21 protein-coding genes are annotated in these 20,396 nt (G+C 68.8%); 4 read left to right on the top strand and 17 right to left on the bottom strand.

Going from position 1 to position 20,396, the window contains the following annotated elements:
• Positions 1 to 208 precede the first annotated feature (208 nt).
• Positions 209 to 1,147 carry a sigma-70 family RNA polymerase sigma factor gene (locus DL991_RS19815; RefSeq protein WP_125785829.1) on the top strand — a complete coding sequence of 313 codons (939 nt, stop codon included), beginning with the start codon at positions 209 to 211 and terminating at the stop codon, positions 1,145 to 1,147.
• A 74-nt stretch (positions 1,148 to 1,221) separates the two neighbouring features.
• Here the strand turns inward: DL991_RS19815 and DL991_RS19820 are convergent, their stop codons facing one another.
• Positions 1,222 to 1,788 (bottom strand): carboxymuconolactone decarboxylase family protein, encoded by a 567-nt coding sequence (locus DL991_RS19820; RefSeq protein ID WP_125785830.1) that lies wholly within the window; start codon positions 1,786 to 1,788, stop codon positions 1,222 to 1,224.
• Positions 1,789 to 2,013: 225 nt separating this feature from the next.
• Here DL991_RS19820 and DL991_RS19825 point away from each other — a divergent pair, with 225 nt between their 5' ends.
• Positions 2,014 to 3,153, top strand: coding sequence for an aldehyde dehydrogenase family protein (locus DL991_RS19825; RefSeq protein WP_125785831.1), 1,140 nt, complete (start codon positions 2,014 to 2,016; stop codon positions 3,151 to 3,153).
• 9 nt (positions 3,154 to 3,162) lie between these two features.
• Here DL991_RS19825 and DL991_RS19830 read toward each other — a convergent pair whose 3' ends face one another.
• The 12 genes from DL991_RS19830 to DL991_RS19885 all read right to left on the bottom strand — a co-directional run bounded on the left by DL991_RS19830 (position 3,163) and on the right by DL991_RS19885 (position 16,036).
• Complete coding sequence (locus tag DL991_RS19830) at positions 3,163 to 4,959, bottom strand: glycosyl transferase (RefSeq protein WP_125785832.1); 1,797 nt, start codon at positions 4,957 to 4,959, stop codon at positions 3,163 to 3,165.
• 97 nt (positions 4,960 to 5,056) lie between these two features.
• Positions 5,057 to 6,133, bottom strand: coding sequence for a serpin family protein (locus DL991_RS19835; protein ID WP_125785833.1), 1,077 nt, complete (start codon positions 6,131 to 6,133; stop codon positions 5,057 to 5,059).
• 172 nt (positions 6,134 to 6,305) lie between these two features.
• Positions 6,306 to 7,577, bottom strand: a complete 1,272-nt coding sequence (locus DL991_RS19840; protein WP_125785834.1) for a deoxyguanosinetriphosphate triphosphohydrolase — start codon at positions 7,575 to 7,577, stop codon at positions 6,306 to 6,308.
• Between the two features lie 38 nt (positions 7,578 to 7,615).
• Entirely contained in the window at positions 7,616 to 8,248 is a 633-nt protein-coding gene (locus tag DL991_RS19845) for a YdcF family protein (RefSeq protein ID WP_125785835.1), read from the bottom strand.
• 32 nt (positions 8,249 to 8,280) lie between these two features.
• Positions 8,281 to 8,886, bottom strand: coding sequence for a response regulator transcription factor (locus DL991_RS19850; RefSeq protein WP_125785836.1), 606 nt, complete (start codon positions 8,884 to 8,886; stop codon positions 8,281 to 8,283).
• Entirely contained in the window at positions 8,883 to 10,079 is a 1,197-nt protein-coding gene (locus DL991_RS19855) for a sensor histidine kinase (RefSeq protein WP_125785837.1), read from the bottom strand. The genes DL991_RS19850 and DL991_RS19855 overlap by 4 nt, the downstream gene beginning before the upstream one ends.
• Positions 10,080 to 10,094: 15 nt before the next feature.
• Entirely contained in the window at positions 10,095 to 10,823 is a 729-nt protein-coding gene (locus tag DL991_RS19860; protein WP_125785838.1) for an ABC transporter permease, read from the bottom strand.
• On the bottom strand, positions 10,820 to 11,743 hold the full coding sequence (locus DL991_RS19865) for an ABC transporter ATP-binding protein (protein WP_199754014.1): 924 nt from the start codon (positions 11,741 to 11,743) through the stop codon (positions 10,820 to 10,822). Before DL991_RS19865 ends, DL991_RS19860 begins: the two co-directional genes overlap by 4 nt.
• Positions 11,744 to 12,066: 323 nt before the next feature.
• Entirely contained in the window at positions 12,067 to 13,455 is a 1,389-nt protein-coding gene (locus tag DL991_RS19870; RefSeq protein WP_034316415.1) for a glycine--tRNA ligase, read from the bottom strand.
• A 93-nt stretch (positions 13,456 to 13,548) separates the two neighbouring features.
• Positions 13,549 to 14,208 carry a class F sortase gene (locus DL991_RS19875; protein WP_125785839.1) on the bottom strand — a complete coding sequence of 220 codons (660 nt, stop codon included), beginning with the start codon at positions 14,206 to 14,208 and terminating at the stop codon, positions 13,549 to 13,551.
• Positions 14,209 to 14,325: 117 nt separating this feature from the next.
• Positions 14,326 to 14,955, bottom strand: a complete 630-nt coding sequence (locus DL991_RS19880) for a class F sortase (RefSeq protein WP_125785840.1) — start codon at positions 14,953 to 14,955, stop codon at positions 14,326 to 14,328.
• 7 nt (positions 14,956 to 14,962) lie between these two features.
• Entirely contained in the window at positions 14,963 to 16,036 is a 1,074-nt protein-coding gene (locus DL991_RS19885) for a hypothetical protein (RefSeq protein WP_125785841.1), read from the bottom strand.
• A gap of 266 nt (positions 16,037 to 16,302) precedes the next feature.
• On the opposite strand from DL991_RS19885, the gene DL991_RS19890 reads away from it, so the two are divergent.
• Positions 16,303 to 16,686: a metalloregulator ArsR/SmtB family transcription factor gene (locus tag DL991_RS19890; protein WP_125785842.1), complete on the top strand. Its 384-nt coding sequence runs from the start codon at positions 16,303 to 16,305 to the stop codon at positions 16,684 to 16,686.
• A 2-nt stretch (positions 16,687 to 16,688) separates the two neighbouring features.
• Positions 16,689 to 17,102 carry a Fur family transcriptional regulator gene (locus tag DL991_RS19895; protein ID WP_034316411.1) on the top strand — a complete coding sequence of 138 codons (414 nt, stop codon included), beginning with the start codon at positions 16,689 to 16,691 and terminating at the stop codon, positions 17,100 to 17,102.
• Positions 17,103 to 17,350: 248 nt separating this feature from the next.
• Here DL991_RS19895 and DL991_RS19900 read toward each other — a convergent pair whose 3' ends face one another.
• Genes DL991_RS19900 through DL991_RS19915 form a run of 4 tightly spaced genes read right to left on the bottom strand, consistent with a single transcriptional unit; the run spans position 17,351 to position 20,364 of the window.
• Positions 17,351 to 18,076: a TIGR03943 family protein gene (locus DL991_RS19900; protein WP_125785843.1), complete on the bottom strand. Its 726-nt coding sequence runs from the start codon at positions 18,074 to 18,076 to the stop codon at positions 17,351 to 17,353.
• A complete protein-coding gene (locus DL991_RS19905; RefSeq protein ID WP_125785844.1) occupies positions 18,073 to 19,086 on the bottom strand; it encodes a permease in 1,014 nt (337 codons plus the stop codon). The genes DL991_RS19900 and DL991_RS19905 overlap by 4 nt, the downstream gene beginning before the upstream one ends.
• A gap of 37 nt (positions 19,087 to 19,123) precedes the next feature.
• Positions 19,124 to 19,546, bottom strand: coding sequence for a hypothetical protein (locus DL991_RS19910; RefSeq protein ID WP_125785845.1), 423 nt, complete (start codon positions 19,544 to 19,546; stop codon positions 19,124 to 19,126).
• On the bottom strand, positions 19,543 to 20,364 hold the full coding sequence (locus tag DL991_RS19915; protein ID WP_125785846.1) for an isoprenyl transferase: 822 nt from the start codon (positions 20,362 to 20,364) through the stop codon (positions 19,543 to 19,545). The genes DL991_RS19910 and DL991_RS19915 overlap by 4 nt, the downstream gene beginning before the upstream one ends.
• Between the last annotated feature and the right edge of the window lie 32 nt (positions 20,365 to 20,396).

A 20,396-nucleotide genomic window follows, 5' to 3' on the forward strand; every position in this document is an offset into this window, starting at 1 on the left:
ACTCTAGGCCGTGTCCGGTAAGTCGGTTCGATGGGCTTCGTGATCCAGGTGGTTCCTGGCGGTGCGGACGGATCGGCCTCGTACCGGGGTCGTACTCGGCCGCATCCGCCCGTGCCGTCACGGACCGCCTGGGCGCGAAGACCGCGAACCGATCTACCGGACACGGCCTAGTTCTTCCTTGCGGAGCGCTGTGCGGCACACTCGGGGAATGAGCACCGCCCTGGACGAACTCGCCGGGAACTTCGCCACGTTGCGCCCTCATCTGGTGTCGGTCGCGTACCGGCTCACCGGCACGCTCTCCGACGCCGAGGACGCGGTCCAGGAGTCCTGGCTGCGCCTGAGCGGCCTGGACGAGCGCCGCCGTTCGGCCATCGAAGACCACAAGGGCTGGCTGACCACCGTCGTCAGCCGGATCTGCCTCGACCGGCTGCGGTCCGCGGTGGTGCGCCGCGAACGGTACGTCGGCGAATGGCTGCCCGAACCGGTCCTCGGCCCGCTGGGTACGCCGTCGTCGGAGGATCCGCTGACCGTCGCGGTCCGCGACGACGGGATGCGAATGGCGGCGATGGTGGTCCTCGACCGGCTCACGCCGGAGCAGCGCGTCGCGTTCGTCCTGCACGACGCGTTTTCGGTGCCGTTCGGCGAGATCGCCGAGATCCTGGGCTGCACGCCGGAGGCCGCGCGCCAGCACGGTTCCCGCGGCCGCCGCGCGGTCGCCGACGCCGATCCGCCACCCCGGACGGCGCTCGCCGAGCAACAGCAGATCATCGAGAAGTTCATGACCGCGATGCTCACCGGCGACATCCAGGCGGTGGCGGAGGTCCTCCACCCCGACGTGGTCCTCGTCGGCGACGGCGGCGGCAAGGCGCGCACGGCGGTGCACACGGTCGCCGGGTTCGACAAGGTCACCCGGCTGTTCCAGGGGCTCATGCGGCTGTACGACCCGGCCGGGATCGAGCAGGCCAGGGTCGCGCTCGTCAACGGCGACCTCGGGCTGTACATCCCGCCGCAGGCGGCCTCCGACGGCTACCGGGCGCTCGACGAGCACGTCGACGCGTTCGTCATCCGCGACGGGAAGATCGTGGCGATCTACGACATGGCGAACCCGGACAAGCTCACCACCGCGCGGACCCGCGTCGGCCCCTGACGCAATTCGTCACCTGCTTGCGATGGTTCGGCGTCCGAACCATCGCAAGCAGGTGACGAATTGCGAGGGTCAGGTCAGGGAAGCGGGATCTTGCAGGCGTCGCCCGACGTGAAGCCCTGCGCGGTGATGTCGAGTGCGCTGTTCATCCGGGCACGCATGTTCTCGAGCCCGATCTGGTAGGTCAGCTCGATGACGCCCTTGCGGCCGAACTCGCGTTCCAGTTCGGCGACCTGCTCGTCGGTGACGGTCACCGGGCTCGCGGTCATCGCGTCGGCGTACGCGAGCCCGAGCCGTTCCTGGTCGGTGAAGGCGGGCGACTTCGCGTAGTCGTCGATGTTCTTAAGCCGTTCGATGTCGAGCCCCTCGTGCAGTTGCAGCATGGTCCCGAAGTCGATGCACCACGTGCAGCCGAGCTGGGTCGCGACGCGGTACACGGCCAGCTCGCGCACGTTGGCGGGCAGCGTCTTGCTGGCCTTTTCCGCCAGCATTTCGTGCATGCCGTTGGCCCGGAGCAGTGCCGGGTGGTGCGCGTAGACGGCCATCGGCTCGGGGACGGCACCGAAGCGCTTGCCGGCGAACTTGTAGATCAGCTTCAGCAGGAAGCCGGCTTCGGCGGTCTTGACGGCGGGAATGCGCGGCATGGTGTCCTCCTCGTGCGGTTGCGATCACCCTCTGGACGAGGCCGCCGGCCCGAACGTGACAGGCGCTCTCCGGTGAGGTGGACCACGCGGAGTATTTAGCCTTTTCGCCGGAACCCTCATTCGATCAATGAAGGTACGCTTACGCTCTGCGATCCCTTCGATACAACCGATGCGTCACATCGGTCTCTCCGGCGATCCCTCCGCACTCTCCCCACGGAGTAACACATGGACCATCCGAGGCTCGCCGTCGAGAATCCCGCGACCGGGCGGCCGATCACGACCGTCCCGGACGACGGCCCGGCCGATGTCGACAAAGCGGTACGCACCGCCGTCGGGGCCTGGCCCGCCTGGCGAGTCTCGGATCGGCACGCGGCGCTGATGTCGTGCGCGGTCGTCGTCGAGGAGGCCGCGCCGGTGCTGGCCCCCGTGCTGACCGAGGAGCAGGGGAAACCGCTGCGGGAAGCCAAAGCCGAGTTCGCCGAGGCCGCCGCGCGATTCCGGTACTTCGCCGGTGCGCGGGCCGGACCTCATCTCGTCGGCAACGGCCCGGTCGCCGCGATCACGCCGTGGAGCTTTCCCGTGCGACTGGCCGCCGCGGAACTCGCGCCGTCGTTCGCCGCGGGCGACACGGTGGTGCTCACACCGTCGCCGCACACCCCGCTCACCACCCTGCACCTGGGCCGGATGCTGGCGGAGGTGCTGCCGCCGGGGGTGCTGACCGTGCTCACCGGACGGGATCCGCTCGGCGAGCGGCTGGCCGCCGCGCCCGGACTGCGACGGCCGGCGCCGGAACCGGGCGGCAACGATCCCGCGATCGTGCTCCCCGGCACCGATCCGGCGCTCATCGCGGAAAGCCTGTTCTGGAGCGCGTTCACCAATTGCGGACAGCTGTGCACTGCGGTCGAACGGGTCTACGCCGTCGGGTCCGCGTACGAAGGCGTGGTCGAGGCGCTCGCCGCCTTGGCGGCGAAGGTCGTGGTCGGCGACGGGCGGACGCCCGGCACGCAGATCGGCCCGGTGAACAACCGGCCGCGGCACGCCCGCGTCACCGGCCTCACCGAGGAGGCGAGGTCGGACGGCGCGCGGATCGTCACCGGCGGACCGCTCGACGGACCCGGCTACTTCTTCGCCCCTGCGATCGTCGCCGACGCGTACGACAGGATGCGCGTGGTGGCCGAGGCACAGTTCGGCCCGGTGCTGCCGGTCGTCCGATGCTCCACAGTGGACGAAGCGCTCGGGCTGGCCAACGCCACGACGCCCGGCTCACGCGCATCGGTGTGGGGCAAGGACGAGGAGCACGCCATGGCAGTCGCGGCGCGGCTCGAATACGGGACGGTGTGGGTCAACGAGCACCAGGCCTCGTGAGTCCCGCGGTCAGGGAGTGATCGTCCGCACGTCCCACACCCAGACGCCGTCGACGAACTCGGCGGGTTTCCGCAGCAGCAGGTCGACGGTGGTCCGGAAGGCGTCCTGGTGCTCGCGCGGGATCAGCACGAGGACGTCGGCGTTCCAGTACCGCAGATCCTCCAGCGCCTGCTCCCGCTGCGACTCGGTGATCGTCGCCGGGATGCCGGTCTGCTTGATCTGGTCGAAGATGATCGACGTCGGCCGCTGGATGGCGCCGTAGCGGCCGCGTTTGTCGTCCGGGCCGCTCGGCCCGACGAAGTAGCCCTCCGGCATCGCGTAGCCGAGCCCCGCGTCGATCTGCCAGTGCAGTGGTTCGGATTCGCCGGAACTCGGCAGTGGCACGGGTACCACGGTCCCGCCGGGCGCGACGTAGCTCCGCCAGGTCCCGTCGGCGAGGAACCGCGGCGTCGGCGGCCGGTCCTTCACGATCAGTTGCGTCGGCGCGATCGGCAGCAATACCGCGATCACGACGCCGATCCACACCAGCCGCAACGGGAATCGCCGCTCCCCCGGCACTTCCGGCAGTCGCGACGCGACCGCGTGGACGCGCTCGGTCGCCAGCGCCAGCAACGCGCCGATGAGCGGGATGCAGCCCATCGCGAGCCGCGATTCCAGCAGCGATTCGAACAGGGGCAGTTCGGAGAAGAGTTTCCACGGCCCCGGGATCCCGGTCTCCTCGTGCACCACGATCAGTTGCACACCAAGGGAAAGCCAGGCCATCACGAACATCGAGATGGCCAGCGCCCGCGCGAACACCTCACGCCACAGCCAGGCGGTGATCACCACCATCAGCACGATCAACGGCCAGCCGAAGAAGGCGTTCTCCTCGGTGCGGTTCATCGACACGTCCGCGGCGGCCTGCGGCTGCCCGGCGACCGACTGGGTCGCGAACCGGGTGAACGCGGCGGTGTCGTTCCCGACGGGGCCGTGCTCGATCGCCTGATAGCTCTGCGGGCCGAAGAACTGCCACCACAGCGGGAAAGCACACAGCACGAGCGCCACGAGGACACCGATGCCGACGCCGATCCCCAGCGGTTTCGCCATCGGCGGGAACTCGCGGTAGTTCGTCGCGAAGTAGGCGATGGCGAAGATCGCGAACGCCATCGCGAAGATCAGCAGCGGTTCTTCACCGAGGAAGATCTGGTACGCCGCCAGCAGGCCGAGGAAGATCCCGTTGCGCACCGGACGCTCGCCGCGCGCGATCTTGAAGACCAGCAACGCGATGAACGGCAGGACGAACCACGCGACAAAGTTCGGATGCGCGTTGCCGTGCGAGATCATCGGCGGGGCGAAGCCGACGAACGCGCCGCCGATGGCCGCGCCGACCCGGTGGGTGACCAGATGCCGCGAGAAGACCCAGTACCAGGCCGCCGCCGTGCCGGCGAGACCGCCGGTGAGCGCGATGGCCCAGGTGACCGTCGGGCCGAAGGTGAGCGTGACCGGCGCCAGCGGGATTCCGATGCCGAGCATGGCCGTGTTGGCCATCAGGTTCACGCCGAGCGGATGGTTCTGGAAGTGCGAGCTGAGCGGATTCCTCAGGTGCAGCACGTTGTCCGCGGTGACGGAGAAGAACCACTCCCACAGGTTCTGATCCGACGCGCTGTTCCAGAGATAACCCTCCTTGAGGTCGAGCCAGAGCCCGTTGTAGAGCAGGAAGGCGAACAGCAGGAAACCGCCCATGATGGCGGCGTCGGCGGCGGCGAACCGGCGAGGTCTCGTGGAAGTCTTCTCGGCCTCCAAGCCCGCCGCCTCAGTGGTTGCCATCGGAAGTCCTTCGGGGGTATTCGACGGATCCAGGTTTCCGCCGGGCGTGGACTTCCGATGGTGACCACTCAGCCTGGAAAAGACTCACTGACCGTCCTCACGGCTCGACAACGTGGGCGAGAAAGTAGATCACACCCGTCGAGGCATGCCTGACGAGCAGAAGGAAGGGGCGATCGACGGCGACTTCCAGGGGTTCGTCGACGATGAGCGACGTCAGCCGCATCAGCACCGCCGTCGCGGCGGCGCCTTCGAGGCCTTGTTCGTCGATGCGGAGCACGGATTGGTGGACTACCTCGGACACTTCGAGCCGGTCGTCGTCGGCGAGCGCGGTGAGGTCGGCGTCGGCGGTGAACATCGTGCGCACACCGAGATCCTGGAGTTTCGCCGTCAGCGGGCTGTCGACGTCGAGGTCGAGTTTCGGCAGTGACAGGGCGATCGTCTTGGACCGCGTGTTCTCCAGCAGTACCGCCAGCTTGCCCGCGTCGAGTTCGGCGTCGTCGAGATCGCCGTCCGGCAGCAGGATGACCGCCTCCACCCCGCCCTCGGCGCCGAGGCGGACGACCTGCCAGCCGTCCTCGTGGGTGTGGTCGAGCTGTTTTTCGAGCCACATCGTCGGCACCGTACGGGTGCCGGACGGCGCGTGGAAGTCCGCGGGCGCGGTGTTGTCACCGGAGAACGGATTGGTCCACGCGGTTTTGAGATACAGGGCGTTGACGATCGCGGCGACGGTGTCCGGCGCGACGGTCCCCTGCTTCAGCAGTTCGGGGATCAGCTCGTGGGTGGCCTCGGCGACGTCGGCGTTGATCAGCCGCCGCGCGGCCTCCGGATCGTCGCCGAACGGGGCGCTCTCGACCTTCCCGCCCGGCCAGGTGGCGAGTTCCGCGCGGAAGGAATCCTCGAGCGGCAGCCCGTCCCAGGCCCAGAGCGTGTTCGCGACCGCGAGTTCGGGGCCGTCGTCGAGCAGCGACGAGGCCTTGCCCAGCAGGTCGGCGAGCTCGTCCGGGTCGCCGAGCAGCGCGATCAGTTCTTCTCTGGTCTTCCCCTTGGCAGCGTGGGTCACCAGGCCGAGCGCGCTCGCGATCGAGTACGGCGAGAAACACGCGTTCTCCGTGCGGCTCGCCAGCACCCGGTAGAGGTCCAGACCAAACCGGAGGTGGCTTTCGACAGCGCCCATGCCGCAGACCGTACCGTGCACGGGCCCGTCCGTCTCCTGTCCGAAAGTTCCGCTTTGTTCGAGAGTCGGGCCGAGGTGGCGCGTTGCGAAAGCCACTTTCGCAACCTTCGACGTTGCGAAAGTGGCTTTCGCAACGTCGGCCGGGGTGGGTGAGCGACGGCCCCGGCTCCGCTCAGCCGTGCCTGCCCGTGTGCCAGGCATGCCACGCGTAGGCCTGGGCGTCCGTGAGCGAGGCCACCTGGTCGACGACCACGCGCAGGCGGGCCGCGTCGTCCGGGGCGGCCTCCCACGCGGGAAGGAACAACCCGTCGAGCGCGTCGGGCGCGCGGCGGCACAGCGCCTCGACCAGTTCGGCGAGCGTCTGACGCTGGCCGTCCTGCATCGCGAGGCGCCGCCTGTCGCTCATCACGTACCGCAGCGCGAGCGCCTTGAACAACGCGACCTCGGCCGCGACCTGCTCCGGGATGACGAGCCGCGCGGCGTAGCGGCTCAGCGGTCCTTCGCCGTGCACTTCCCGCGTCGCGCCGACCACCGCGGTCGCGAACCTGCCGACCAGCTCACTCGTCAGCCGCTTCAGCGCGACCTGCGCCTTGAGCGATCCGTCGAGCCCCGGTTCGATGAGTTCGGCGACCACGGGCAGGTCGAGCAGTTCCTTCGCCGCACCCTCCAAAGTGGACTGAGACTGCCGTGAGAACCGGCGCGCCGCCTCGGCCACGGCCGCGCGTTCCTCCGCGTCGGCCAGTACCCGCAACGAGATCCGGCCGGCCAGCACCCCGTCCTCGACGTCGTGCACCGAGTACGCGACGTCGTCGGACCAGTCCATGATCTGCGCTTCCAGACAGGTGCGGCGATCCGGAGTTCCTTCCCGGACCCACGCGAACACCTCGGCGTCGTCGGCGTAGACGCCGTACTTCGGATTGCCCTCTTCACGCTGCCACGGGTACTTCGTCGAGGCGTCGAGACAGGCGCGAGTGAGATTCAGCCCGCCGACGACCCCGCCTTCGAGCAGGACCTTGGGCTCCAGCCTGGTCAGGATCCGCAACGTCTGCGCGTTGCCCTCGAAACCACCGCACGGCTGCGCGACCTCGTTCAGCGCGCGCTCGCCGTTGTGCCCGAACGGCGGATGCCCGATGTCGTGCGCGAGGCCGGCGGTGTCCACCAGATCCGGGTCCGCGCCCAGTTCGTCCGCGATCCCCCTGCCGATCTGCGCGACCTCCAGCGAATGCGTCAGCCGGGTGCGCGGCACGCCGCTGACCTCGGCACCTTCACCCGGCCCGACCACCTGCGTCTTGCCTGCCAGCCGCCGCAGGGCCGCCGAGTGCAGAACCCGCGCGCGATCACGGGCGAAGGCGCTTCGCCCGTCACTGGCGCCCTCCAGCGCCGCGCCCTTGGGCCGCTCGGGCAGCAGACGCGCCCTGTCGGCCTGGGTGTAGGTGTCGCTCACCCGACCAGCTTAAGCGTGGTCACCGACACTCAGCGGTTTCAGACGACCGCCGGGGACTTCGTGAGCCGGTAATACAGCAGCGCGCCGGTCTCGCGGACGATGTAGCGCGCCTGCGTCTCGCGGGCCTGCACTACGGGACCCCGGTGGGTCGGCGAGGTCCAGGTCTCCAGCCCGAGGTCGTCGGCCATCACCCGCGCACGGAAGGAATGCCACGGGTCGCTGACCAGTACCGCTGTCTTCCATCCCCGCTTCTGCACCTGCTCGGCGACCGCGCGCAGGCTGCGCAGGGTGTCGCTGCCCTCACCGACGGGCAGCGTCGCCGACTGGGGCACGCCGCGTTTGCGCAGCCACTGCACGCCAGCCTGCGCCTCGGTGTAGTTGTCGTCGGCCTTCTTGCCGCCCGCGGTGACGATCACCTTCGCGACGCCCTGGTCGTACAGTGTCTTCGCCTTCGCCAGCCGGGCCTGGAAGATCTCCGACGGCCTGCCGTTGTACTGGGCGGCGCCGAGCACCACGATGACGTCGGCCCGATCGCGCACGTCCTCCCGCGCGACCTGCCAGACCCGGAACGCCGTTCCGCCGATCACCGCGACGACGATCAGCAGGAATCCCGCCAGGATCCGGCGCACCCAGTTCGCGCGGGTGGGTTTCGTCCGTTCGGCGGTACTCACGAGAGTGATTCTCGCAGAGCGGCGAGACGATCTCAGAGCCAGCCGTGCTCTTCCGCGAGCCGCACCGCCTCGGCCCGTGTCCTCGCCCCGGTCTTGCCCATCGCGGCCGAGAGATGGTTGCGCACGGTGCCTTCGGAAAGGTGCAGCGCACCCGCGATGTCGGCCACCGTGCTGCCGTCCTTGGCGGCCCGCAGGACGTCGTGCTCACGTCCGGTGAGCGGGCTCGCGCCGGTGGCGAGCGATTCGGCGGCGAGCGCGGGATCGACCACCCGGAGCCCGCCGTGGACCCTGCGGACGGCGTCGACGAGCTGCTCCGGCGGCGCGTCCTTGACCACGAATCCGGCGGCACCCGCCGCCATCGCCCGCGAGAGATAACCGGGTCTGCCGAAAGTGGTGCAGATGATGATCCGGCACAGCGGGAGCGCGCCGTGCAGTTCCGCGGCGGCTTCGAGACCGTCCTTGCCCGGCATCTGGACGTCGAGCAGCGCGACGTCCGGAGCGGTCTCCTTCGCCCGTTGGAGCACTTCGTCGCCCGAGCCGACCTGGGCGACCACCTCGATGTCGGTTTCGAGGCCGAGCACGGTGGCCAACGCCCCGCGCACCATCGCCTGGTCGTCGGCGAGCAGGACCCGGATCACGCGCAGCCTCCAGCGGGTTCGGAGAGCGGCGCACGCGCGACGCTCCGCAAGGCGGACTCGGGTACCTCCGCCCGGACGAGCCATCCTCCCCCAGGCGGCGTGGTGGCGGTCAAGGTCCCGCCGACCGCGGCCAAGCGTTCGGCGAGTCCGCGCAGGCCGTTGCCCGGCTTCTCCTCGCTGCCCTCGCCGTCGTCCTCGACCTCCAGCCACGCCGCACCGAAGCGGACTTTGACCCGTTTCGCCCCGGAATGCCGGAGAACGTTCGTCACGGCCTCCCGCAGCACGTAGCCGAAGGTCCGTTGCAGGACGGGATCGACGTTGTCCACCGCGTGCGGCAGATCCGCGTCGATCTCGGCCGCCCGCAGCGCCGCCCTCGCCCCGGCGACCTCCGCCGACAGCGACACCTCGCGGTACTCGGAGACCGTGGCACGGATGTCCGTGAGCGCGCTGCGGGTCAGGCTCTCGACCTCGCTGATCTCCTGCAGCGCGCGGCTGTCGTCCTTGCCGCTCTCCAGGATCCGGCGCGCGAGCCCCGCTTTGACCGTGATGGTGGTGAGACTGTGGCCGAGGATGTCGTGCAGATCCCGCGCCAGGCGCTCGCGTTCACCCGCGACCGCGAGCGTCGCGATCTCCTGGTTGGCCGCCTCCAGTTTCCGCACCGCGCGGACCAGGTTCGCCATGAAGAACATCGCCGCCGTGATCGAGGCGACCGCGATGAGGTCACCGAAGTCGTCCTTCCCGACGACCAGGTGGACACCGGCGACCAGCAGCAGGGCGCCACCGTCCAGGATCACCGCCCACGCCGGCGGCAGCGTGAAGGCCAGCACCGCCGTCGCGTAGATCAGGATGTACGGGTTGTTGTCGTGCAGGAAGACCAGGACGAGGCCGAGGAGCAGCATCACCACCGAGAAGAGGTAGGTCCTCTTCCGCCGGGAAGGCCGCAGAACGAGCGGGAACAGCAGATAACAGGCCCCGTAGGCGATGAGGAAACCGGCGATCACCAGCTCTTCCGCGGTGACCCCGTCGGTGGTCAGCTCGACCACCGTGGGGATGAAACTCGGCAGGACGAAGGCGGTGCCGAGCACGGCCCACTTCGCCGGCCGGGGCCCGCGACCGGTCCGCGGCGGCATGTCCGACCACCAGTTCTCCCGGTTGTCCAAGCCCGTCCTGACCCTGCCCGGGTAGTCGTTCACCGGTTCACCCTCTTCTCAGACCCGCGCACTGTCCTTACGGTAACGCCTGATCACCAGCGTCCCGAGGACCGCGGTCCACGCCGCCAGCACGCCGAGCGCGGCCGTGACGCTCACCGTGAGATGGTCGGTGACCACCGGGCGGACCAGCTGGATCAGCCAGTACGTCGGCGTCACCTGAGCGAGGTCGGCCATCCACGACGGCATCCCGTCGATGGGGATCCACAGGCCGCCGAGGAAGCCCATGCCCATCATGACGATCATGTTCACCGGCTGCATCGACTCCGGCGTGCCGAACTGGCCGAGCAACAGGCCGAGCAGCACCAGCGGGATCGCGCCGAGCCAGACGCCGGACACCAGCCGCAGCCAGCCGGCGGCATCGAGGTGGACGCCCTGGAAGAGGACGCCGACCAGCGGGACGACGAGCAGCGCGGGGAGCGCTACGAGCATCGACGAGAGCGCCTTGCCGCCGAGATAGCCCGCGCCGGTCAGCGGGGTGAGCCGCAGCTGGCGCTGCCATCCGGTGGACCGCTCGATGGCCAGTTTCGTGCCGCTCGTCATCGCGGCGGAGAAGGTGCCGAAGGCCATCATGTTGACCATGATCACTCCGGCGATGTTCACGTTGGATCCGCCGAAAACGTTGGCCTGCAACAGGAACATCAGCACCGGGAAGGCGACGGCGAAGAGCACGAACCGCGTCGAACGGAAGGTGCGGACGATCTCGGTCTTGAGGTAGGTCGGGTTCATCGGACGGCGTCCTCGGTGCTGTCGGTGGTCAGGGAAAGGAACGCGCCTTCGAGGCCGACGGCGCTGATCTCGATGTCGTGCGCTTCGGGCAAGTGGGCCAGCAGCGCCCGCAGCGTCGCGTCGGAATCGGAACTGGAGATCGCGGCACGGCCGCCGCGTAGTTCGAACCCGGTGATCGCGGGCAGCCCCGCGATCACCGGCTCCGCCGCCGCGGGCACCACCGCGCGAATCGTGCGTCCCCCCGCGAGCGCACGGACCTGCGCGACCGAACCGTCCGCGACGATCCGCCCCGACCGCATCAGCACGACACGGTCGGCGAACTCCTCGGCCTCTTCGAGATAGTGAGTGGCGAACAGGACCGTGCGGCCGGAGTTCGTGTACTCGTACATGGACTTCCAGAACTCGCGGCGCGTGCCGACGTCCATCGCGGCGGTCGGCTCGTCGAGGATCAGCAGATCGGGGTTACTCACCAGCGCCACGGCGAACCGCACACGCTGCTTCTGCCCGCCGGAAAGCTTGGTGGAGCGCCGGTTCGCGAGGTCTTCGATCCCCGCACGGCGCAGCGCCTCGCGCACGGGCATCGGCTTGCGATGCAGCGCGGCGACCATGCCGACGGTCTCCCCGACCGTGAGATCCTCGACGAGCGCGCCGCCCTGCAGCATCGCGCCGATCATCCCGTCGCCGACCGCGTCGCCCGGCTCGCGCCCGAAGACGGTCACGGTGCCGCTGTCGGGTGCCGTGAGGCCCAGGATCATGTCGACCGTGGTGGATTTGCCCGCGCCGTTGGGGCCGAGGAGGGCGACCACCTCGCCCGGCGCGATCGTCAGTTCCACGCCGTCGACGGCGTGGACGTCGCCATAGTGCTTACGCAGCCCGGAAAGCCGTACCGCCGCCCCCGCGGTGATGTCTTGTTCTCGCATGCCTAGAGCTTGTCGCGACGGGGCGCCCTGGACGTGGGCCGCGCGTCATGACCTGAGGGTGACAGTTGTCAGGGGTGAGCCTCCTCGAACGCTTCCCCCCGTGCGATGAAAGGCCCCTTCATTGCAAATTTTGCAATGAAGGGGCCTTTCATGGCGTCGCCCGGTGGGGCAGCGGCCGGGGGTCGTGAGTGGGCAGTCGTGTTCTGTCGGGGGTAAGGCAAAGGTGTCATGAAGCCGGTCCCGTGATGCCGGGACGTGTCGCGAAAGCCCCCTACCTTGCGCTAGGCGCAAGGAAGGGGGCCTTCACGTACTTCAAAAGAGGGTCAGGCGCCGATCAGGCGACCCGCCAGGTACGACTCCAGCTTGTCGATCGCGACCCGCTCCTGCGCCATGGTGTCGCGCTCACGCACGGTCACCGCGTGGTCGTTGAGCGAATCGAAGTCGACGGTGACGCAGTACGGCGTCCCGATCTCGTCCTGGCGCCGGTAGCGGCGGCCGATCGCGCCGGCGTCGTCGAAGTCGACGTTCCAGTGCTTACGCAGCGCCGCCGCGACGTCGCGCGCCTTCGGCGTGAGATCGGCGTTGCGGGACAGCGGGAGCACGGCGACCTTGAACGGCGCGAGCCGGTAGTCCAGTTTGAGCACCGCGCGGGTGTCGGTGCTGCCCTTGGCGTTCGGCACCTCTTCCTCGTGGTAGGCGTCGACGAGGAACGCCATCATCGACCGGCCGACACCGGCCGCGGGCTCGATGACGAACGGGCGGAACCGCTGCTTCGTGGCCTGGTCGAAGAACGACAGGTCCACGCCGGAGTGGTTCGAGTGCGTCGTGAGGTCGAAGTCGGTGCGGTTCGCGATGCCCTCGAGCTCGCCCCACTCCTGGCCCGCGTTGAACGCGAAGCGGTACTCGATGTCGACGGTGCGCTTCGAGTAGTGGGAGAGCTTTTCCTTCGGGTGCTCGTAAAGGCGGAGGTTGTCCGCCTTGATGCCGAGGTCCTTGTACCACTCGGTGCGCGCGTCGATCCAGTACTGGTGCCAGGTCTCGTCCTCACCCGGCTCGACGAAGAACTCCATCTCCATCTGCTCGAACTCGCGCGTGCGGAAGATGAAGTTGCCCGGCGTGATCTCGTTCCGGAACGACTTGCCGATCTGGCCGATGCCGAACGGCGGCTTCTTGCGCGCCGCGGTCTGCACGTTGAGGAAGTTGATGAAGATGCCCTGCGCGGTCTCCGGGCGGAGGTAGTGCACGCCTTCCTCGGACTCGACCGGGCCGAGGTAGGTCTTGAGCATCATGTTGAAGTCACGCGGCGCGGTGTACTGCCCGCGGGTGCCGCAGTTCGGGCACGGCACCTCGGACAGGTCGTCCTCGGACACCTCCTTGCCCGAACGGGCGGAGAAGTCCTCGGCCAGCTGGTCGGCGCGGAACCGCTTGTGGCAGGAGAGACATTCGATCAGCGGGTCGGTGAAGACGTCGAGGTGCCCCGACGCGACCCACACCTGGCGCGGCAGGATCACCGAGGAGTCGAGGCCGACGACGTCGTCCCGGCTCTGCACCACGGTCTTCCACCACTGGCGCTTGATGTTGTCCTTGAGTTCGACACCGAGGGGCCCGTAGTCCCACGCCGACTTGGTACCGCCGTAGATCTCTCCACACGGGAAAACGAAGCCTCGACGCTTGCACAGGCTGACGACGGTCTCAATGGTGTTGGCGGGCACTCCACGCTCCGAAGCATGCGGGGACGGTTATCGGACTAGAACGACAAGACTAACCGGGAGGTCCCGCGTGACTTCCGGCGAGGTTGGAACGGGTCAGGGGCGGCTCGCCAACGAGGCGGTGACGATGCGGTTGTCCTCGTAACCGTCGGTCCCGCCGACGTACTCGCCACCGCAGGTGACCAGCACCAGCCGATGCGGACCGTCCGGCCCGAACAGCTTCTCCGCCTGCTCGGCCAGCTTCGTCTTGTGCACGGTGACGATCTCGTCGATCTTGTAGACCCACTTGCCGCCGTCGGTGTCGACGACATCCACCTGCTGACCGGCCTTGAGCCGCCACAACTCGTCGAACGGGCCCTTCTTCCCCTTCCAGTTCACATGCCCGGAAAGGAGGGATGCGCCCTGGTCGGCGCCCAGTTTCGCGCCCCACCAGGTGGCTTCGTCGAGACCCTCGGGGATGGGGAGGGTCCCGTCGGCGGTCAGTTCCTTGCGGATCAGTTTCGCCGTGCCACCGCCGGGAAGTTTGACCGTGCCGGGCGCCTGTCCGGTGAGGACTTCGGGTGTTCGCGCGGCCGACGTGTTCGCCTGGTCTTGAGCCGCGGCCGCGACGACCGGATCACTCTTTCCGGCGAACACCAGCACCGCGACCACGGCCGCCACCACGAAGATCGCGGCGCCGGCGAGGATCAATCCCAGGCTGGAGCGCTTCTTCGGCTTCTCCTCGCTCGCCGTGCTGTCGTCGAACTGTCCCACCATCGGGTATTACTCCTTGCTCGCGTCAAGCCGCCGAGGCGGCCGGTGTCGCTAGACACGCGACTCGAGCCGAGAGAGGTTGCACCGACTTCCCGCATTTCGTCATCTGGATGCGGGAGTTCAGGCGGGCGGTCCGGAGACGGGAGTCGCGACGACGACCCGGTTGTCCCGGTAGCCGTCCGTCCCGCCGAGGTAGTCGCCGCCGCAGGTCACCAGGACCAGCCGGTGCGGCCCGCTCTGCGCGAACAGCTTCGCCGCCTGCACGGGCAGGTCGTTCTTGTGCACCGTGACGACCTCGCGCACGCGATAGACCCAGATGCCGCCCGCAGCGTCGCTGACGGCCACTTCCTGGCCTTCCCGCATTCGCCACAGCTCGTCGAACGGTCCTTTGGCGCCGCCCCAGTTGACGTGCCCGGAGATCAGCGACGTACCCGCTTCGGCGCCGAGCCGCGCACCCCACCAGGCCGCGTCGCCGAGCCCTCGCGGGATCGGGAGGACACCGTCGGAGTTGACCTCGGAGCGGACGAGCTTCGCCGATCCGCCTTCGGGCAGCCGGATGGTGCCGGGCCGCTGCCCGCGTGTCGAACTGTCGGCGGGCAGAGCCAAGGGAGCGCCGTCCTCACCCGGCATGACCGCGGGTTCCGCGAACGAGACCGCCTGTTCCGGCGGGATCCAGGTCAGCACGATCACGCCCGCGGAGATGGCGAGCGCGGAGACGACGGCGGAAAGTCCCGCCAGCCAGTGCCGCACGGGGCCGCTACTTCTCCCGCACCGGAACGGGCTTACGACGGCGAAGGAACAGCATCGCCGCGGCACCGATCACGATGCCGCCGCCCAGCAGTCCCAGCCCGACCACGGTCCGCGTCGAGTCGGCGGTCTGCGGCGGGATACCGCCCGCGGGGACCGTCCCCGGCACCGCGGGCTGCTCGGGCGCCGCGCCCGGTCCCGTGCCGCCGGCGGGCTTCGCCACGAAGTTCCTCGGGATCGCGCAGCTCACGCCGCCGAGCACGATCGTCGTGCGGGCCTCGCGCAGGTCCTTGCCCGCGTCGTCACGCACATGCGTGACGATGTCGAGCTTCCAGCCCGCCGCCTTGGTCACGTCACCGCTGCGCCAGCCGTCCTGCCGGATGAGCTGGTCGAAAGCGGTCACCCGGGACACGGTCAGGTCGGAGGTGGTCTCGTCCTTGCTGGCCGTCTTGTCGATGTCGCCGGTCGAAGGCGGACCGAGCTTGAGCCCCTTGACGTCCACGCCCGAAGCACCGGACGGCTGCAGCTTGCCGGTTTCGTCACGCACCCAGATCTTGCTCACGCTCGTCGCCGACGTCGCCTTGCTCGGCGACGAGCAGTCCACCGAGCTCTTCGCGCCTTCGAGCACCAGCACGGTGTTCTCGGCGGGTGTCGCGCCGCCGCGGCCGTTGTCGATCAAGGCGTAGTTGCTCTCCGCGACCGCCGTCGGGACCGTGGTCTGCTGCAACGCGGCGATCACGTTGTGGTCGCGGCTGGCGATACCGGGCGGGTACGGGCTCTGCGCCCCGTAGCGGCCCAGGTTGATGTCCCATTTCTTGCCGAAGGTGGTGCGCTCGCCGTCGTCACGCGGGACGACGGTGCGATCCGGGGAGAGTTTCGACTGGCCGGGCGTCAGCGGCGAGCGCTGGGTCTCGGTGATCAGCGATCCCGGGTTCCCGATGCGTACGGAGGCCACGTTCGCGAACGACACGGGGCCGGACTTCTCATCGACGGCCTGTGTCGTCTGCGCCGAGGCGAGCCCCGGAGTCGATGCCAAAACGAAGGCCGCCGTCGCGGCGGCCAGCTTCGTCACGAAACGAGTCATGTCTCCCCACTGCCTCTCCGGGCCCTCAGAGCGCGGTCGTCAGCGTACGAGAAGCGACGAAACGCTCCGCGACAACCTTGCACCGTTGGCGACCACATGCGAAGTGGAATGGTCATTTCTTTGCGAAGTCACCCGAATGGAGCAGTAACGACGCGGCCAAGTGGTCTCCCGCTCGGCGAACAGACCGCCGGGGGCGGGGAACACTAAGATGGCCTGGACTGTTACTGGCAATGACTTCGGAAATCATGATGGACATGGAGGCGGCGATGGCTACGGTGACCCCGGACTCGGCCGCCCCGGGCTTCACGGAAGACCCCGGACCGCATTCGACGGCCCGTCCCCCCGCCGAACCCGCCGCCTCGGCCTCGGCCGCCGCCCTCTCGGACGCCGGCGACCTGCTCAGAGCACTCGCCGCCCCCGTGCGCATCGCCATCGTCCTGCAACTGCGTAACGCGGACAGGTGCGTACACGAACTGGTGGACACGCTCGATGTCGCGCAGCCGCTGATCAGCCAGCACCTGCGGGTGCTGAAGACCGCGGGTGTCGTACAGGGTGAGCGACGCGGCCGTGAGGTGGTGTACCGGCTGGTCGACGATCACCTTGCGCATATCGTGGTGGACGCCGTAGCCCACGTTCAGGAGGGGAAGTGAGCATGAGTCCGACGACGGCCAACAGTTCCGCGCCGGTCCCGGGACGCCGGTCGACGAAACAGCGGGCCGCCGTGGTCGAGCTGCTCAAGGAGATCGACGACTTCCGTTCCGCCCAGGAACTGCACGACGAGCTGCGCAAACGCGGCGACGGCATCGGGCTCACGACGGTGTACCGGACGCTGCAGTCGCTCTCCGAGGCCGGCGAGATCGACGTCCTGCGCACCGACACCGGCGAGGCCATCTACCGGCGCTGCTCGTCGCACCACCACCATCACCTGGTGTGCCGGATCTGCGGCAGCACCGTCGAGGTCGAGGGACCGGCCGTGGAGCGGTGGGCGGAGAAGATCGCCTCGGAGCACGGGTTCTCCGACATCAGCCACACCGTGGAGATCGTCGGGACCTGCTCGAACCACTGACGTCCCAAGCGCCATGAAAGGTCCTTTTCTTGCAAATTTCGCAAGGAAAGGACCTTTCATAGCATCCGGTCAGTACTCGGCGTGGCTCCCGTGAAGGGGCCTTCACGCGGCCGCCGACCAGGGCAAAAGCTGCAATGAAGGGGCCTTTCATAGCAAATTTTGCTATGAAAGGCCCCTTCATTGCAGCCGGGAGCATCCTGGTCAGCAGGACTTCGATCGCGTGTCCGTGAAGCAGGAAGAGCGTCCGGTCAGTACTCGTAGGGGTCCTTCGGCGCCGGCACCTGCCGCACCGAAGTGAGCGTCAAGTCCGGCATGTAGCTGTTCTCCCGCACCGCGGTGCCCGGCACGACCGTCCCGGTCACCTCCAGCCAGGTGTCGTCGCGGAAGCCCGCCACGTCCTGGCCCACGAGCCGCACGGTGATCGGGAAGGCGTCGGCGGCGCAGCAGCCGATCACCATCCTGGCCAGCATCGTGTTGCCCTCGTTGTGCACGACGAATCCGGACAGCCGCACCGTCCGCCCGTTCAGGCTCCCGCTCTTGTCCCACCCCGCGCGGCTGACGAACTCGTTGACCTCCAACGGAACCACGTCCCCGGCGGGTAGGGGCGGGAAGGCGGCCGCGTTGCTCGCCGAAGCGCTTTGCGGCGCCCTGGCCTCGGTGCGGGTCACCGAATCGGCGCCCAGCGCGGGCGGCGCGACCAGGAAGACGGCCAGCACCGGCACCATCAGCAGCCAGGCCGAACGGGTGTTGTGCTCATGCGCGTGGACATCGCCGGACACGACGGCGGCGGCCCGCGCGGCCAGCAGGTCGCGGACGATCGCGATCGCGCCCAGCGTGACCATCACCGCGCCGCCCGCGATGATCCATGGCTGCTGCGCGGGTTTGACGTAGCGCAGGTAGTCGCCGTTGATCGTGATCTTGAGCAGGGCCCCGCCGAGCAGGATCAGCAGGATGTTCTGGGTCTCGCGTTTCACGCGCCACCCCCGAGGATGAGCACGCCGGAGACGACGGCGCAGGACAGCGCGACGACGAACGTCACGGGCGCGAACCGCAGCGCGAAGGATTTGCCGAACGTGCCGGTCTGCAAGGCGAACAGTTTCACGTCGATCGCGGGCCCGACCACCAGGAACACCAGTTTCGGCAGCAGCGGCATCGCGGTCAGCGACGCGGCGACGAAGGCGTCGGCCTCACTGCACAGGGCCAGCACGACGGCGAGCACGGCCATCACCAGCACCCCGAGCACGATCTGCTCGCCGAGCACACCGAACCATTTGGCGGGCACCAGCACGTTCATCGCGGCGGCGATCATCGCGCCGAGTACGAGGAAACCGCCCGCCTCGACGAGATCCGCCCGCGCGGTTTCGGCGAAGGTCTTCCAGCGTGAACCGTGCTGGACGTCCGGCATGCGCCGCAACGCGCGCTCCGCGATCCAGTCGAGCTTGCCCCACTTCGCCCACAGCCAGCCCATCACCATCGCCGTGGCGAGCGAACCGGCGAACCGGGCGAACACCATTTCGGGGTTCCCGGGGAACGCCACCGCCGTCGCGACCAGAACCACCGGGTTCACCGCGGGCGCGGCCAGCAGGAACGTCAGCGCGGCCGCGGGCGCGACACCCTGGCCGATCAGCCGCCGCGCGACGGGCACCGACGCACATTCACAACCCGGCAGGGCGACCCCGGCCAGCCCCGCGACACCGACCGCGGCACCGGCTCGGCGAGGAAGCACCCTCTCCAGCACCCGCGCGGGCACGAACGCCGCGATCGCGCCGCTGATCAGCACCCCGAGCACCAGGAACGGCAGCGCCTGCACGCAGACGGCGACGAACACCGTCGAGCCGGTCCGCAGCGCGGGCACGTCGAACACCTGCTGGAGCCAGGTCTGCCCGAGGATCGCGATCAGCAGGATCGCGCAGAGCACCTCGATCGAGGTGATCTTGAACCGCCGGGCCGGCTTCTCCGGGGCGCTTCTGGAAATGGTTTCCATGCGCGAGATGATGCCAGGTGACCCTGTGTGGAGACGGTCAGTCCCCGGGGGCGGTGCCCAGGAGGTCGGAGCGCAGCTGCGACGCGGTGGAGACGACCAGCATGAGCAGCGTCCCGAGCGGCGAGGCGTCCATGCCTTCGGCCGGGAACGCGTACCTCAGCGTGATGTCGATGCCCTTCTCCGACCGCACGACGCCGAGCGTGCCGAACAGGCCCTGTCCGGCGCGTTCCGCCGCCGAGGCCGCGATCGCCGGGTCGTCCGGCAGGTCCCAGGCCACCACGCAGGTCAGGCTCAGCACGGTCAGCCCTTCGGCCAGCCGGGTCGCCTGGATGACACACGGGACGTCCGCGTGCGAGAAGGTCAGCGCACCGTCGTCGTCGACGTGGACTTCGAGATAGCGCTCGAGGGCTTCCCGTGCCGACGTCAGCAACGCCGCCGTGTCCGCTGCTTCGGTGGTCATGAGGTCCCTTCGGAAGCCTTGTCGATGGCCCCGCCGAAGCGGCGGTCCCGTTTCGCGAACTCGAGGCAAGCCCGCCACAGGTGGGTGCGGTCGAAGTCCGGGAAGAGCGTGTCCTGGTAGACCATCTCGGCGTAGGCCGACTGCCAGAGCAGGAAGTTCGACGTCCGCTGCTCCCCCGACGGCCGCAGGAACAGGTCCACGTCCGGCATGTCGGGCTGGTACAGGTACTTGCCGATGGTCTTCTCGGTGACCTTGTCCGGGTTCAGCTTCCCGTCGGCGACGTCGTGGGCGATCCGCCGCATGGCGTCGCCCAGTTCGGCGCGGCCGCCGTAGTTGACGCACATGGTCATGTTCAGCGCCGTGTTGTTCTTGGTCTTCTCCTCGGCGACCTGCAGTTCCTTGATCACGCTCGCCCACAGCTTGGGACGGCGGCCCGCCCAGCGGATGCGGACGCCGATCGAGCCGAGGTAGTCGACCTGACGACGGATCGTGTCGCGGTTGAAGCCCATCAGGAAGCGGACCTCTTCCGGGCTCCGTTTCCAGTTCTCGGTGGAGAAGGCGTACACCGACAGCCATTTGACGCCGAGTTCCACGGCACCGCTGGCGACGTCGATCATCACCGCTTCGCCGCGTTTGTGGCCCTCGATGCGCGGCAGTCCCCGCTGGTTGGCCCAGCGGCCGTTGCCGTCCATCACCAGCGCGACATGCTTCGGGAGGAGTTCCCGGGGGATCTCCGGCGGCCGGGCACCGGACGGATGCGGCTCCGGCGCGCGAAGTTCGAATTGTGACGCCTTGTTCTCGCGTCCCCTGCGCAGCACCTTCGAGCCTCCTGATCGAGTGAACCTGTGCC

It is taken from the genome of Amycolatopsis sp. WAC 01375, assembly GCF_003947325.1.
Classification (GTDB): Bacteria; Actinomycetota; Actinomycetes; order Mycobacteriales; family Pseudonocardiaceae; genus Amycolatopsis.

Excerpts from the sequence above, each read along its gene's own strand:
- DL991_RS19830 (WP_125785832.1), bottom strand. The coding sequence starts at position 4,959 with ATGGCAACCACTGAGGCGGCGGGCTTGGAGGCCGAGAAGACTTCCACG.
- DL991_RS19865 (WP_199754014.1), bottom strand. The coding sequence starts at position 11,743 with ATGCGAGAACAAGACATCACCGCGGGGGCGGCGGTACGGCTTTCCGGG.
- DL991_RS19890 (WP_125785842.1), top strand. The coding sequence starts at position 16,303 with ATGGCTACGGTGACCCCGGACTCGGCCGCCCCGGGCTTCACGGAAGAC.
- DL991_RS19885 (WP_125785841.1), bottom strand. The coding sequence starts at position 16,036 with ATGACTCGTTTCGTGACGAAGCTGGCCGCCGCGACGGCGGCCTTCGTT.
- DL991_RS19910 (WP_125785845.1), bottom strand. The coding sequence starts at position 19,546 with ATGACCACCGAAGCAGCGGACACGGCGGCGTTGCTGACGTCGGCACGG.
- DL991_RS19875 (WP_125785839.1), bottom strand. The coding sequence starts at position 14,208 with ATGGTGGGACAGTTCGACGACAGCACGGCGAGCGAGGAGAAGCCGAAG.
- DL991_RS19820 (WP_125785830.1), bottom strand. The coding sequence starts at position 1,788 with ATGCCGCGCATTCCCGCCGTCAAGACCGCCGAAGCCGGCTTCCTGCTG.
- DL991_RS19860 (WP_125785838.1), bottom strand. The coding sequence starts at position 10,823 with ATGAACCCGACCTACCTCAAGACCGAGATCGTCCGCACCTTCCGTTCG.
- DL991_RS19815 (WP_125785829.1), top strand. The coding sequence starts at position 209 with ATGAGCACCGCCCTGGACGAACTCGCCGGGAACTTCGCCACGTTGCGC.
- DL991_RS19895 (WP_034316411.1), top strand. The coding sequence starts at position 16,689 with ATGAGTCCGACGACGGCCAACAGTTCCGCGCCGGTCCCGGGACGCCGG.
- DL991_RS19825 (WP_125785831.1), top strand. The coding sequence starts at position 2,014 with ATGGACCATCCGAGGCTCGCCGTCGAGAATCCCGCGACCGGGCGGCCG.
- DL991_RS19835 (WP_125785833.1), bottom strand. The coding sequence starts at position 6,133 with ATGGGCGCTGTCGAAAGCCACCTCCGGTTTGGTCTGGACCTCTACCGG.
- DL991_RS19905 (WP_125785844.1), bottom strand. The coding sequence starts at position 19,086 with ATGGAAACCATTTCCAGAAGCGCCCCGGAGAAGCCGGCCCGGCGGTTC.